Raw genomic sequence first — 15,145 nt, forward strand, 5'->3', positions numbered from 1 at the left:
ATGGCCAAAACATATGATGTCGCCATCGTTGGGGCGGGGATCGTGGGGCTTGCGCACGCCTGGATGGCAGCCTCGCGTGGCATGAAAGTGTTGCTTGTCGAACGCTCTCCAGTCGCTACGGGGGCATCGATCCGCAACTTCGGAATGGTTTGGCCGATTGGGCAGCCAGCGGGGGAATTGCACCGCGTCGCCATGCGTTCGCGAGAACTTTGGTTGGAACTTGCCAAGCAGTCGAGGATTTGGGCCAGCACGTGCGGATCGCTCCATTTGGCGCACCGCGCCGATGAATTGGCGGTCCTCGAAGAGTTTGTCGAACAGCATCGCGATGGCGAGATCAATGTTCGGATGCTGAGCGCACGTGAAACCTTGCAGCGGACGCCGGCGGCGAATCCCGATGGTTTGTTGGGATCGATGCACAGCGAATCCGAGTTGTGCGTCAACCCGCCGGCCGCGATTGCCGCGATTCCCCAATGGCTGCACCAGCGTTACGGCGTCGATTGTGAATTCGAGACGACGATTTGCGAGCTGCCTGATGGAACGCTACGTGCCAGTGACGGCAGGCATTGGCAATCGGAGCGCGTGGTGGTCTGCAGCGGGGTCGATTTCCAAACCTTGCTGCCCGAGGTCTTCGCCGGGACGCCGTTAAAGATTTGCAAGTTGCAGATGATGCGAACGGTGCCTCAGGCCAATGGCTGGCGAATCGGACCGCATCTGGCCAGTGGACTCACGCTGCGTCACTACCGTTCCTTTGAAGGCTGCCCATCGCTCGCGGCATTGCGGCAGCGCGTTCGCGACGAGACACCGGAACTGGATCGCTTCGGCATCCATGTGATGGCATCGCAAAACGAATTGGGGCAGGTGGTCCTGGGGGATTCCCACGAATATGACACCGAAATAAGCGTCTTTGATCGGGCCGAAATCGACGAATGGATCCTCCGCGAACTGCGACGGCAGTTTGTCTTGCCTGACTGGACGATCGAGCGACGATGGCATGGCTTTTATGCCAAACACCCGCAGCACGCGATGTTCGAAGTCGAAGCCAGGGAACGCGTTCATGTCTGTGTTGCTCCTGGCGGAGCCGGCATGACGATGTCGTTTGGAATCGCCGACCGCTTCTGGCAATCGATCGCTGGAGACCGCCTCATCGGTAGCAATGAAAACTGAGCCTGTCACCCCGGGGTGGCCTTGTCGGGCTGGAGTCACCTCGATTCACGAAATGAGTTTCGATTGTTTGCCGACACAAACGAGCCCCTTGGGGGGCAGGATATGATCGCTAGCGATTCGCCCGACGATGCCGACACGGTACCGCTGCTGATCAGTGTCCGTTCGATCGCCGAAGCGCGGCTGGCGTGCCGATTCCCGTTGGCGATCATCGATTTCAAGAACCCCAGCGCGGGAGCATTGGGGCGGTGCGACGACGGGGTGCTCGAACAGGTTTCGCAACTGAAGACTCGCGGACTGGGATTCAGTGCCGCTTGTGGCGAATTAAAAGAATTGCGGTGGGATGATTTTCAATTACCCGCCGGATTTCAGTTTGCTAAAGCAGGTCCCGCCGGAATTTCCAGTGTGTCGACGATGCGGGACGCTATGCAGCAGTTTCGATCAGCGTTGCCCGACGCGGTGACAAGTGTCGCAGTTGCGTACGCCGATCATGTCGAAGCGCAGTGCTTGCCCGCGGAGACGATTGCCGACCTGGCGATCGAATCCCGGACTCCGTGGCTGCTGATCGACACGGCAAGCAAGGATGGCCGGCGGTTGTTGGATTGGATATCGGCCGCGCGTTTAAAAGATCTAATCGGGCGCTGTCGCGTCCACGGAGTCCGCACGGTGTTGGCTGGTTCGCTAGCGCTGGGGGATGTCGCGCCGCTGCGCGCGTTGCAACCCGATCTGTTCGGTATTCGCGGAGCTGTCTGCGAAGCGGGACGCCGGACCGCGATCGATCCTGAAAAGATCGATTTTTGGTGTCGAGCGTTTCCGTCGGCAGCGGGCTTGTTCGATCAGTAATCGATGTCTTCGGGTGGGTCGAGCGTTAGGTAGGAGCCACTCTCAGCGATCGCTTCGCGACGATCGTTCTTCGCTGCACTGCGCGCCGAAATCGGCCACTTGGAACTCGAACGTGGCTTGCCGCTGCCGACCGCGGGGCTTGCCGTCGCTTGTGGAATCTTCAGCGTCTGTACAAACAGCCCGATGCTAATCACCAGATAAGCCGGAAGGCTGGCTAACAGTCCAAAGAGGGTGGGCACACAGCAGAGCGCTAACAGCAGCACGAGGTTCATGTCGTTGGAACCTGACTCCAAGCATAGGCTCAGTTCGCGGACAAAACTGACCGCTGTTTGAAATAGTCCAAGCACGGCGGGAGCTGCCGCGACGGGAACGAAGGCTGCCATCGCGGGCAAGCGACGAACTTTCACGATCAAATAGATCGCACTCGCCAAGGTGATCGACCCCAGCAGGCACGTGATCCCAATCGTAGAGACGCCGACAATTTCTGTGATTGCTTTCATGTCGATGATTGTGCCAAGTCTCGGGCGACCGTCCATCGGCATTCACGAAATCTTCACCTGTGAAAATGAATGACAATGCGTGTCCGACGGGGCAAACATTGAGTTGCCGAGAGCGTTCGTTTAATTTTCCGCGAAGCGGGTGTTTAACGGTTTGCAGCGGTCGATCGATCGCGCACGATGCCGATCTACGTCACTAGCATTTCCTACATTGAGAGTTAAGGAACGTGATCATGATCGGACGCTGGATTAGCGAGCAGATGTTCAATTTGGTGCATCGAAACCAGCTTATCTACAACACCTGCTGGGAGGATCCTCGATTGGATCGCGAGGCGTTGGATCTTGGCCCAAGCGATGATGTCGTGATGATCACGTCCGCCGGATGTAATGCACTCGATTACGCGTTGTGCGACGTCCGGTCGGTCCACGCTGTCGATATGAACCCACGGCAAAACGCTTTGTTAGAGCTGAAGCTGGCAGCGATTCGCCGGTTGCCCAACGACGAAGTCTTTTCGATGTTCGGTCGGGGGTACCTGCCAACGGTGGTCGATGCCTATCAAGACGCTCTGCGGGCCGACCTCTCCGGCTTCGCCAGAGGCTACTGGGATCGATACATCAACTTCTTTGCGAATCCCAATCGTTCGTTCTACTTTCGCGGCTCCTCCGGCGCGTTTGCTTGGATGATCAATAAGTATATCGATCGCGTCGCCAAGGCGCGGGCGGGTGTCGATCGCATGCTAAACGCGGAGACTTTGGAGCAACAGCGCGAAGAATATCATTCTCATGTCTTTCCACAAATTTGGAAGCGGCCGGTGCGGATGGCGATGGGACGGGATTCAACGCTTTCGATGTTGGGCGTGCCGCGCGCTCAACGCCGACAGGTCGAACGCGACTTTGGGGGTGGGATCGCTGGATTCATCGAACATTCGCTGAACCACGTGTTTGCTCGGTTGCCCTTATCCGACAACTATTTCTGGCGCGTCTATCTGTCGGGGCAATATCGTCCCAACTGTTGCCCCGAATATTTGAAGCCAGAAAATCTGGACCGCTTGCGTGGCGGTTTGGTCGATCGTGTGAACGTGCATACGACAACCTTGACCGATTTCTTGAGCAACACCTCGGTGCGCCCCAGTCGCTTCATCTTGTTAGACCATATGGATTGGATGAGTGAACATCGCCAAGCGGCATTGGTTGACGAGTGGCAACATATCGCCGACAAGGCTTGTCCCGAAGCGCGTTTGATTTGGCGTAGCGGCGGATTGCGAACCGATTATCTCAACGACATCCAAGTGAATCATCGCGGCTCGAAGGTGCGAGTTCCCGAACTGATGTCGATGCAATCCGATTTGGCGGCGCGGCTGCATCAACAAGATCGGGTTGGAACCTACGGTTCGTTTTTTATCGGCCATCTGGCTGGCTAAGGTTTCGGCAACGAATTTCGGAGTCCACGCGTGACATTTTTCAGAGACCTAAAGACGTTGTTGCAATTGGCGTTGCCCATTCGTGGTAACACGCATCAGCAACGGCTTGAGAACTTCTATGGCAAACAAGCAGACAATTACGACGTATTTCGTAGGCGTTTGCTGCATGGACGCGAACCGTTGTGGCAATCGATCGAAATTCCTGAGGGAGGGCGATGGGTCGATTTTGGTGGCGGCACGGGCGCCAATGTCGAAAACATCGCCGACAAATTGAACCGCCTAGAACGCTTGGAGATCGTCGACCTGTCGGCTTCGCTGTTGCAGGTTGCCGATCGACGGATCGCCGATCGTGGTTGGCGGAATGTCGTCACCCATTGTCGTGACGTGACCACATTCACGCCCGACGCACCGGTCGACATCGTCACGTTCAGTTATTCATTGACGATGATTCCCGACTGGTTTGCTGCCGTTGAAAACGCGCTGCGGATTTTAAAACCTGGGGGAACGATAGGCGTTGTCGACTTCTACGTCTCTCGGAAATATCCGGCAGAATCCCACCGACGCCACGGTCCCCTAACACGTTCGTTTTGGCCGACTTGGTTCGCGAAGGACAATGTCTTTCTGTCACCCGATCATCTGCCCTACCTGGAATCAAAATGCGAATCCTCCGAACTGCACGAGGATCGCGGCGGGCTCCCCTTTGTCCCCTTGCTGACGGTTCCGTATTACCGGTTTGTCGGTAAGAAACCGCTCCCCGTGAAAACTCAGTTCACGGAGGGGGGTTCATCACAGACAAGGCAGCAAAACGCCCTCAAGGGGGCGGTCTGTGAGACCAACCATTGTTCGGCTGAACTGTGTCCCTAAAAAGGAGTTGACGATGATCGACGAAAATGCCGCACTGAACGCTACCGATAGCGATGCGGGCCCATGGGATCTATCGGATGTGCGGACGCTGTTTATCTCCGACGTTCATTTGGGGAGTCGATTTAGTCAAGTCGGCCCGCTGTTGGACCTGTTGGATCGCTGTCTTCCTCAGCACATCTATCTCGTTGGCGATCTGTTCGATGACCGCCGCCTCAGTCGCCGTTTTCGTTGGACGGCAGACTATACACGCTTGCTTGCACGTTTGTTCGACTTCGGCGTCTCGGGAACTTCGATCCACTACACTCCGGGAAATCACGATACGTTTCTACGTGGTTTCGCCGAGGATTATCGATTGCTCGAGATCCGTGATTCGTTTGTTCACCAGTGCGCCGATGGGCGTCGGTTGGCCGTATTGCATGGCGACCAATTTGATGTGGTCGAAAAGAAGTTCCGGTGGCTTTCGGAATTGGGCTCAACCGCCTATGAAATCCTGTTGGCGACCGATCGTGGGCTCAATTGGATCTTGCGTTTACTGGGCGCTCGTCCCGTTCCTTTGAGTCGACGTTTGAAAGTGGGCGTCAAAAAAATCGTCCAACGCAAAAGTGGCTTTCATGACAAAGTGCGTGATTACGCGCGGCGAAACGCGTGTGACGGCGTTGTCTGCGGTCACATACACAACCCGGAGATGCGATCGATCGATGGCATCCTGTATTGCAACACTGGCGATTGGATCGAACATTGCACCGCGATGGTCGAGTGGCCCGATGGTCGATTGCAGGTGATTCGCGCCAACGAACTTTCGGGGCAGCGCCGACGCCGCCCGATCTTCCACCGCTTAAAGCGTCGGTTGGGAGAATCGATCCGACCGAATGTTCCTAGCAGGGTGGACGACACTCAACCAACAGAAAGCTCTCCCCGTAAGGGATAGCGATCGCGCGAAGCTACGGATCGGAAGCAAGATCCGGATCGGGCTTCGCTGGAAATCACAAAGCGGGTAACCCGTGTTGCCCAGTGGAATGCGATGGTGAGCGGCGAAGCTCTCTGTTCATTTGAACACTTCGATTGTCCGTTCCACATGTGGTGCTGTCTGCGTCTTCGATCGTTCCTCGCACTCCGCCTTTCTATTAAATGCCAAGCTTTGCTCTGTGTGTGAAAATTCGTGCTAAAGTTTAACTACAGTTCATATGGGGCATATTGAATACCTGATTGACGACGGAGACGCATCTCTGCCGGCGTTGGGATTCGCGCGGCTATTGACGTCACTTCGTTGACTTCACCACACCACGATTGCCCTCGGGAGTGTTAACCACTGGGGCAACCGAATGAATCCGAACACCACGTCGAGAGTCGCGAATCGGCGTCTATCTCAGCCGACTCCCGTCGCGATGGACGCGTCGGTGCGCGCGCACTTTGCGACGCCGGGCGTTCGGGGGCATGGGGACCTTCCCATCGCTTATTGCAGTCGGTGGATTGTCGTTCTCTGTACGCTGGGCGGCTGTAATTCGCAAGAAACCGCCCGGCTAATGAACACGGTTCCGTTGCCGGTTCGCGCGGTCATGTCGTCGATTTCTACCGAGCCGATAACGCCACTGCTTGAAAATCGAAACCTCCCCGCGGGGAAGGTGGAACTGGGGCGACGTCTGTTCCATGACAAGCGATTGTCGGCCGACAATTCGATTTCCTGCGCGTCGTGCCACGACTTCGCCCAAGGAGGAAGCGACGGATTAGAGACTGCGATTGGCTACAAGAACCAGCGGGGGCCTTTGAACACACCAACGGTTTTCAATTGCAGTTTGTCGCTGGCCCAGTTTTGGGATGGCCGCGTTGCAAGTTTGGAACAACAGGTGTCCGGACCGGTCCACAATCCAATCGAAATGGCGACGAATTGGCCTGATGTGATTACCAAGTTGAAACGAGACAAAGCGTTTCAACGTGCGTTTGTGAAAAAATATCCTCGCGGTTTTACGGAAGCGACGATCGTTGATGCGATCGCGACCTTTGAAAAATCGTTGCTCACGCTGCATTCCCCGTTTGACCGGTATCTTCTGGGAGACCCTTCGGCGATCAGCGACGACGCGGCCGACGGCTATCAGTTGTTTAAGAACCTCGGCTGCATCTCCTGCCATCAAGGCAGCGCCGTCGGAGGAAACATGTTCCAAAAGTTTGGGGTGATGGAAGACTATTTTTGTGGTGAAGAAGCCAACGCGCTCACGAACAAAGGACGTTTCAACGTTACCAAGCGGAAATCGGATCTCCACCGATTCAAAGTGCCGACGCTGCGGAACATCGCATTGACCGCACCGTACTTCCACCACGGCAAAACAAAGACACTTCGTGAGGCGATCGCCATCATGGCGGAACATCAACTGGGAACCGATTTGGACGAAACCGAAATCGCTCTTATCGAAGCGTTTCTGATAAGCCTCACCGGCCAAATCAAGAAGGAATGGGAATGAATCGACGACTCTCCCACTTGTTATTCCTCACCTTGACGCTTCTTGCGATCATGGGACTCTACCTCCGTTCGATCGACCGGGTCAGCGGAGACTATGCGAGGCTGGCAACCGCGACGCGGGTTACGATGCAACACAACGTCGATCTCGATTCGGCGGTGCTCTCGCTGCGGTTGGGGATCCGTCAAGACTATGATCAACTGACGTATTATGAACAGTCGCTCCATAGCACCGTTTCCAATGGGCTCGGCAAGCTCGCAGCCCCGCGGTTGTTGACGCCTGAATTGCACCGACGGATCGACAATGTGGAGTCGTTGGTTCAAGACAAGTTGGTGCTGTCACATGAATTCAAAGCGACCCACGCGATTGTCCGCAATTCGATTGCCGCGTTGCTGCGAAATGTCGAATTGGCCAAACAAAGCCCGACGCTACCGGCGAACCTCAAGCTTGTACTCGCCGACTTAGAGTCTTCGGGATACCGATTCAGCGTGTCGGGGAAATCGACCGATCGCAAAGTGTTTAGCGACACCCTTGCGAAGCTCAAAAGCGAATGGATGGCTACGAATGGGGACGCGCCCTATCCGAAGATCGACTGGACCATCCGCCATGGTACGAAACTTATCGAGCTTCGGCACGCGTTGGACGAGACCGTTTCGCGGCTGGTGGCCATTCCGGTTCGTCCGGCAACGCTGGCGGTGATGGACGATGCGATCAAGATCTATCAGCGGCAATGGAGTACGCAGAATCGCTACCACGCCGGGATGATCGTTGCGATCATGGTGTTGCTGGGCTACTGCGCTACCCAAGCGATGGCTCTGTGGAAGAACGCCCACGAGCTGAATGTCATCAATAAGGCATTGGAACAACGAGGCGACGACCAAACCGCGGACTTGCAACGATCGAAGGATTTCTTCCAAGGAGTTCTCGATGCGATCGATGCGCCGATCTGCGTCCTGGATTCGACCGGCCGGATCGTCGAGACCAATGCCTCTTGGGGAGAATTTTCACAGAACCAGAACTCGCATCGACTGGGGATCGGCAGCAATTATCTGCAGGAGTGTCGCCGTCGAGTGCAGGACGGGCAGGATGACGGCGCGAAACAGTTTGCCGACGCGATCGAAGCGGTCATCGCAGGACACGATGGCCAGCATGTCTCGGAATACGAATGCGAATCCCCAACCGACAAATTCTGGTACCAAGTGAACGTCACCCCGCTTCGCGACCATCAAGCAGGGGTCGCAGTGGTGACACATTTGGATATCACCGACCGTGTTGCAGCGCAGCGCAAACTTTTGGAAACGTCCGAACATCTGGAACTCCTTTCATTAGTCGCCAAATATACCGACAACTCGGTGGTGATCACGGACGCCCACGGATGTATCGAATGGGTCAACGATGGATTCAGACGAGTCTCCGGGTATTCGTTTGAGGACGTCAAAGGCAAAGTTCCCGGAAACATCCTTTACGGTGAGAAGACCGATCCTTCGGCGATCGCGCAGATCCAGGAACGAATCTTAAAAAAGCAAGGCTTCGACGCAGAGATCCTTCATTATCGTAAATCGGGCGAACCCTATTGGGTGGCGATCGGGGCCCGTCCGATTCACAACGAGAATGGCGCACTTGTTCGCTACGTCGCCGTCGATAGCGAGATCACCGACCGCAAGGAGTCCGAGGCCCGACTCACCGCCGTGACTCAAACTTTACAAACACAAAAACAGACGCTCGACGCGGTTCTCGAGAGCGTTGCCGCGGGGATTGTGTCGGTCAATCATCAAGGGGATATCGTCAGCTTTAATCCGGCGGCCGAGGAAATCTTTGGAGAACATTGGCTCAAGTCCGAGTCACTGTTGGAACAATTGGAGGCGGTCGAGATCGTCGACCCGATCACCTACGATCCTATCCCCTTGATTCAATTGCCGATGATACGAGCATTGCAAGGGGAACAGGTTCGCAATGAAGAACTGTTGGTCCGGCGAAAGGACAAAGATGTGCTGGTCTCGATCAATGCCATACCGTTGGCGTCGGACGGACAACAGGGGGCGGTGATTACCGTTCTCGATATCACCCAACAATGGAAGCGAGACCTCAACCAACGGATGCTCCGCGAGGGGCTCGATTTTGCGCAGGATGCGATGTTTGTATGCGAGAGCGTCGGACGGATCATCGACGCCAATGAAGTTAGCTGCAAACGACTGGGGTACGCTCGCGAAGATTTGTTGAAGCTCGTCGTCTCCGATATCGACCCTGGGGTTCCAGCGGAAAAATGGCCCGACTTCTGGAGCCAACTGAAACAACGTAAAGCGATGGTGTTGGAAAGCAAACACCGCAAAATCGATGGCAGCACTTTCCCCGTGGAAGTCACGATCAACTACAGCGACTTTGGCGGAATCCAATACGCTTGCTGTTTTGCGCGGGATATCACCGCACGCAAACTGGCCGAACGGGAACGCGACCAATTGGCAGGCGAACTGCAAAACGCTGCCCGGCAGGCGGGGATGGCGGAGGTTGCAACCGGCGTGTTGCACAACGTCGGAAACGTTCTCAATAGCGTTAACGTCTCAACGAATTTGATCCGCGATCGAATTCAGGCCAGCCCGGTGGAGCATCTGTCCAAAGCCGCCAATGTGATCGCGGAAAATGAAGCGGACCTCGGAAACTTTCTGACCAATGACAAGCGTGGCAAACACTTCCCCGCACTCTTGAAACAATTGGCGACGAGCTTTCAGAACGAACGCGACGCCCAAAACGAAGAGATCCAAGCGTTGGCCAAAAGCGTGGAACACATCAAGGAGATCGTGTCGATGCAGCAATCGTTCGCCCGAAAGAGTGGCATGACCGAATCGGTCGACCCCATCGAAATGTTCGAAGACGCCATCAAAATCAATGACGCCAGCTTGGTCCGCCATGGTGTCGACCTGGTCCGTGAATTCGATGCCGTACCCAATATCCAAGTCCGTAGACACGAAGTTCTGCAGATCTTGATCAACCTGATCAAAAACGCAAAACAAGCTGTCGACAAAGCGGATGCCAGCGAGAAGGTCATTCGCTTGACCGCCCGGACCGAAGGCGAACATGTGCGTCTGGAAGTGCAGGACAACGGCATCGGGATCTCGGCCGAAAATCTAAAAAATATCTTCCAACACGGTTTCACAACCAAGACGACCGGACACGGATTTGGACTCCATTCATGCGCCAATTCGGCGCGTGAAATGGGAGGTTGCATGTCGGTCCATAGCGACGGTGAAGGTCGAGGCGCGACGTTTACTCTAAAGCTGCCACTTCAAGATCGGAAGGAGACTTCCGGCGTTGGGTACTTCGAATCGACGTTTGCTCGAACGCCCGTTTCAATTTTGCAAACCTCCGAAATTACTGCCTTGCCGCTACCGGGCATCCCGTAACCGCGAAGCGGCGCAGCCCCATTGGGTCGAGAAGCCGCAGCCAACAGCATCCATGTAGCATTTCGTCCGCAGATCCCATTCCAGGAATTCCCATGAACACCAGCGTCCAATCCAAACCACGAATCCTTGTCATCGACGACAACCCCGCGATCCACGACGACTTTCACAAAATTCTCATCTCCGCAGGTGACAAACGCGACCTGTTGGATGCCGCCTCCGCTTTTTTTGGCGAGGAAGAGCCGACACCGCAGGTCTCCGACAAGCTCGACGTGCAACTGGATTCCGCCCATCAAGGCGAAGAAGGCTATCGCAAGGTGCGCGACGCCCACGCCGCGGGACGTCCCTACACCTTGGCGTTTTGCGATATGCGGATGCCGCCCGGTTGGGACGGATTGACGACGATCGAAAATCTGTGGAAGGCCGATCCCAATTTGCAGGTTGTCATTTGCAGTGCCTATTCCGATAACACCTGGTCGGATATCTCCAAACGGCTGGGACTTTCGGATCGTTTGCTGATCTTAAAAAAGCCGTTCGACAATGCCGAAGTCCTACAGATCGTTGTGGCGCTGATCGAAAAACGGCGACTGATCGATGCCGCGTCGACGAAACGCGAATCGTTGGAACGCACCGTAACCGAACGGACACGCCATCTGCGCGAAGCGCGAAAGGAATCGGAACAATTGTTGGCGGCGATTGATTCGATGATGGTGGGGACCGACGTTCACGGAATCGTTCAGCGTTGGAATGAAAACGCGGTCGCGATTTTTGGAATTCGCGCGGAGGACGCGATGGGAACACCGCTCGAAGCGCTACCGATCCAATGGGAGACACCCGGTTTGGTGGACCATTTGCTTCACAATCAAAATCACGAGACGTCGATGCAGCTTGAAACCAGCTTTCCCGATCCTCACGGCGTGCTGCGCGTGATTTCGTTTTCCAGCTATCCGGTCGTGGAGGCGGGGATTCGATATGGCACATTGATTCTCGGCACCGATGTGACCGAACATCGTGTCTTGGAACAGCAGTTGCAAAACGCGCAACGGCTCGAATCGGTGGGCCAGTTGGCGGCTGGGGTTGCGCACGAGATCAACACGCCGATGCAGTATTTGGGAGACAACCTGGCCTATCTGAATAGCAAGTTCGACAAATTGATCGGATATTTGCAGTCGTCGTGTGATCTGTTGGAGCAAGCGGACCATTCAAGTGTCGACTGCAATCTCGTCGCCGAGTTGCGGGAGCAAGCAAACACGTTGAGCTTAAAAAAACTCTACACGCAAATCCCTCAAGCCCTTGCCGATTCGATCGACGGTGTCGAACACGTTTCCCGAATCATCCGTGCGATGAAGGAATTGTCGCATCCCGGAGGTGAAGAAGCCTCGGCGGTCGATATCAATCGGGCGTTGGAAACCACGATAGCCGTTTCGACTAACGAATGGAAATACGTCGCAAAAATCGAGACGGATCTCGATCCCAGTATCGAACCGGTGCTGGGCTATCCTGGCGAATTGAATCAGGTCTTCCTTAATTTGATCGTCAACGCGGCCCATGCGATTTCCGACGTCACCGCAGGGGGCAGCAACGGACTTGGCAATATCCACATCCGATCGTCGCAGCATCAAGGATTTGTCAAAGTCGAGATTTCCGACAACGGAGGGGGCATCCCGGAAAGTATTCGAGGACGTGTGTTTGATCCGTTTTTCACCACCAAGGAAGTGGGCAAGGGAACCGGTCAAGGACTTGCGATCGCGCATACCGTGGTCGTCCAACGGCATGCCGGCAAGCTCTCGTTTGATGTCGAGGAAGGTGTCGGCACGACATTTGTTGTCGACCTGCCCACCTCCGCGATGGCGAATTCCCATGAATCCGTCATCTCCGAGGCACTCGTTGCGGGTGCTGGCGTTTCGTGAGTTCCGCCTCGCACGACGCGGGTTGCTTGTCCAACGCGGTCGGCTGCCACGCGGATCAATTTCCTGCAGGCTGATTTGAGATCGGTTGGCGAACTTGAGTGAACATCCAATCGATGGCACCCGCCGCGTCGGAATAGGCGTGCGTCCAGCTGTTGTGTCCGACGCCTGGCAATTCGAAATATTCGATCTGGGAGCCCCCCGCGTCCTGAATGGCTTGGACCATCGAACGCGAACGCTCGGTCGGAACGACGGTATCGGCGCCCCCGTGGAATACCCGAATCGGAAGCCCTGTCAGCCGCGCGGCCTGTTGTTCGTCGCCACCACCGCAAACGATGATCGCCGCGGCGAACCATTCGGGATAACGCGACGCCAGGTCCCATGATCCGTATCGGCCCATCGAGAGCCCCGTCAGATAAACGCGTGATCGGTCGACCGGTTGTTCGTCGAGTGTCTGCCGCAACATGGAAATCACCCCCTGCATCGGCTCCGACGGCTCAGCCGGCAACCGCGACGAAACGCGGTCGCCCCAGGGAACGTTCACCCATTGCTTTCCGGCTGGACACTGGGCGGCAAGCACAAAGCAGGGATATTTTTCGCGTTGGGCGTCCTTCGCCATCTGTTCGGGGAAGTACTTTAATTGCCGGGCATTGTCCTCGCCACGCTCCCCTGCGCCGTGCAAGAACAGCACCAGCGGATACTTCGTGCCGGGTTCGATCTTTGCCGGTGAAACCAAGCGATACGCAAGCGGTTGTTGTTTGTCATCCCCCGCGGAGCGCGGAATGCTACGAATTTCGAAGGGTTCATCCGCCATGATAGGAGTGCAAGTGAGCAGGAGAAGAAGGAAAAAAGCGAGATGTGGCATGGGGGTTCCTTGGTCGTGTCTTTACGTCGCCAGGGACGTTGGCAAATTCGATTGGTTGCATTTTCGTTGCCCCGGTGGGTGACGTCAATCTTGTCCGGCGAACGTTCGTCGGCGCCGTCGCAACAGGCGTGTCGGCTGATCATCGGCCATTGCCTTGCGATCGACGGGGATTGCAACCACCCTCTCGGTCGGCGATCTGTCCGGCCTCGCAACGTCAACAGAGGAGGGGAACGCGAAGAATTGCCCCGAAACCTAGCTGCGGATAAATCCGACCGTTGCAGAGGAATCGGGTTTCGCTCACACTGAAGCCCCCGCCCTAATCCCACCCTTCTATTCCCACCTCCATTCGAAAAGAGCTGCCGATGAACAATCCGCCCTCAAATCTGCCTTGGTACCGTCGCATTGGCCCCGGATTGATCACCGCCTGCGTTGTCATTGGACCGGGCAGTTTGGTGACCAGTTCGAAGGTTGGCGCGTCCGAGCAATATGGAATGTTGTGGGTCGTGGTGGTATCGGTTGCCTTCATGATGCTGTACATGACGCTTGGGGCAAAATTGGGGGCTGTCGGATCGGCTGCACCGTGCGATTTGATCGCCGCCAAAGCGGGACGCTGGTTGTCGGTTCTGGTTGGCCTCAGCGTGTTCTTCATCGCCACGGCGTTTCAATCGGGAAACAACATTGGTGTTGCGGCGACGTTCGAAGCGTTCATCGATTCCAAAGAACTAGTGGCCGTGATGGTGGTCGTCTTCAATCTACTGGCGATCGCGTTTCTGTTTGTCTTCAAAGACATGTACAAAATGCTGGAACGCGTGATGATGGCGTTCGTGGGCCTGATGCTGATCTCGTTTGCAATCAATCTGATCAGTCTGCGGCCCGATCTGGTTGCAATGGGCAAGGGCTTGGTCACACCTTCGCTTGGCAAGTCGGGGGATCTGTTGCCCGTCTTAGGCTTGATCGGTACCACTTTCATCAGCGCCGCCGCTTTCTACCAAGCCTATCTCGTCAGGCAGAAAGGCTGGGGGATCGATGAAGTGAAGAGCGGGATGGTCGACGCCCGAATTGGATCGATCATCATGTTTCTGATCACCGTGATGTTGATGTCGACCGCTGCGGCAGGGTTGTCAGGACGCGAAGACATCACCCTGAACAGTCCTGTCGATGTCGCGGTCGCACTGGAGGCGACGTTTGGGCCGGCCGCCAAAGTCATCTTCTGCTTTGGGCTCTTCTCCGCGGCCTATTCCTCGTTTTTGGTGAACGCCATGATCGGCGGTTTTATGGCGGCCGACGGACTGAACCTCGGCAGCCGGCCTACCGATCTTGTGCCTCGGCTGCTGACAGCGGCGTCGTTGCTGTTGGGCATGGCGGTGGGGGTGGCAGTGCTAATCTTCGATTTTGATCGCACCCCGACGATCATTGCCGCGCAAGCGGTGACCGTGGTCGCTGCCCCGTTGATCGCGGGTGTTTTGCTGTGGTTGACCAGTTCGCGCGATGTGATGGGCGACCACGTGAATCGACCCGTTACGATCGTTTTTGGCCTCATCGGCTTGGGGCTATTGCTTGCAATGGCCGGCAAGACTGCCTTCTCGGATCTCCCCAAAAAGCTGGAGAGCTATGCTCCGGCAGCTGCCACGGCGGATGCAGAAGATCAATAGCTTGTGCTTCTGGAATCGCCCTGGCTAGGCATTTGCTTGCATGCCATCGGGGATCGCCGCAGATCGAACGAGCGTGTACAGGTTCGT

Annotated in this window: 11 protein-coding genes; 9 read left to right on the top strand and 2 right to left on the bottom strand. The window is 55.9% G+C overall.

From position 1 onward, the window contains the following. Both Poly24_RS08895 and Poly24_RS08900 read left to right on the top strand, forming a co-directional pair. Positions 1 to 1,164, top strand: a complete 1,164-nt coding sequence (locus Poly24_RS08895; RefSeq protein WP_145093520.1) for a TIGR03364 family FAD-dependent oxidoreductase — start codon at positions 1 to 3, stop codon at positions 1,162 to 1,164. A gap of 102 nt (positions 1,165 to 1,266) precedes the next feature. Then, the gene (locus tag Poly24_RS08900) at positions 1,267 to 2,004 is read left to right on the top strand and encodes a (5-formylfuran-3-yl)methyl phosphate synthase (protein WP_231753542.1); all 738 of its coding nucleotides are present in this window, start codon (positions 1,267 to 1,269) and stop codon (positions 2,002 to 2,004) included. Here the strand turns inward: Poly24_RS08900 and Poly24_RS08905 are convergent. Then, positions 1,998 to 2,504, bottom strand: a complete 507-nt coding sequence (locus Poly24_RS08905; protein WP_145093526.1) for a hypothetical protein — start codon at positions 2,502 to 2,504, stop codon at positions 1,998 to 2,000. The genes Poly24_RS08900 and Poly24_RS08905 overlap by 7 nt on opposite strands. Positions 2,505 to 2,734: 230 nt before the next feature. Here Poly24_RS08905 and Poly24_RS08910 point away from each other — a divergent pair, with 230 nt between their 5' ends. From Poly24_RS08910 to Poly24_RS08935, 6 genes are all read left to right on the top strand, one after another. Beyond that, positions 2,735 to 3,922: a DUF3419 family protein gene (locus Poly24_RS08910; protein ID WP_145093529.1), complete on the top strand. Its 1,188-nt coding sequence runs from the start codon at positions 2,735 to 2,737 to the stop codon at positions 3,920 to 3,922. A 30-nt stretch (positions 3,923 to 3,952) separates the two neighbouring features. Continuing rightward, positions 3,953 to 4,786: a class I SAM-dependent methyltransferase gene (locus tag Poly24_RS08915; protein WP_145093532.1), complete on the top strand. Its 834-nt coding sequence runs from the start codon at positions 3,953 to 3,955 to the stop codon at positions 4,784 to 4,786. A 13-nt stretch (positions 4,787 to 4,799) separates the two neighbouring features. Beyond that, on the top strand, positions 4,800 to 5,714 hold the full coding sequence (locus Poly24_RS08920) for a UDP-2,3-diacylglucosamine diphosphatase (protein WP_145093535.1): 915 nt from the start codon (positions 4,800 to 4,802) through the stop codon (positions 5,712 to 5,714). Positions 5,715 to 6,309: 595 nt separating this feature from the next. After that, the gene (locus tag Poly24_RS08925) at positions 6,310 to 7,242 is read left to right on the top strand and encodes a cytochrome-c peroxidase (protein ID WP_197452435.1); all 933 of its coding nucleotides are present in this window, start codon (positions 6,310 to 6,312) and stop codon (positions 7,240 to 7,242) included. Further along, positions 7,239 to 10,637, top strand: a complete 3,399-nt coding sequence (locus tag Poly24_RS08930) for a PAS domain S-box protein (protein WP_197452436.1) — start codon at positions 7,239 to 7,241, stop codon at positions 10,635 to 10,637. Before Poly24_RS08925 ends, Poly24_RS08930 begins: the two co-directional genes overlap by 4 nt. A gap of 92 nt (positions 10,638 to 10,729) precedes the next feature. Next, positions 10,730 to 12,544: a hybrid sensor histidine kinase/response regulator gene (locus Poly24_RS08935; RefSeq protein WP_145093544.1), complete on the top strand. Its 1,815-nt coding sequence runs from the start codon at positions 10,730 to 10,732 to the stop codon at positions 12,542 to 12,544. Positions 12,545 to 12,599: 55 nt separating this feature from the next. Here Poly24_RS08935 and Poly24_RS08940 read toward each other — a convergent pair whose 3' ends face one another. Next, positions 12,600 to 13,355, bottom strand: coding sequence for a carboxylesterase family protein (locus Poly24_RS08940; protein WP_145093547.1), 756 nt, complete (start codon positions 13,353 to 13,355; stop codon positions 12,600 to 12,602). 413 nt (positions 13,356 to 13,768) lie between these two features. Between Poly24_RS08940 and Poly24_RS08945 the strand changes: the two genes are divergently transcribed. Further along, a complete protein-coding gene (locus tag Poly24_RS08945; protein ID WP_145093550.1) occupies positions 13,769 to 15,058 on the top strand; it encodes an Nramp family divalent metal transporter in 1,290 nt (429 codons plus the stop codon). Positions 15,059 to 15,145: the final 87 nt, after the last annotated feature.

Source organism: Rosistilla carotiformis (genome assembly GCF_007753095.1).
GTDB classification, from domain to species: Bacteria; Planctomycetota; Planctomycetia; order Pirellulales; family Pirellulaceae; genus Rosistilla; species Rosistilla carotiformis.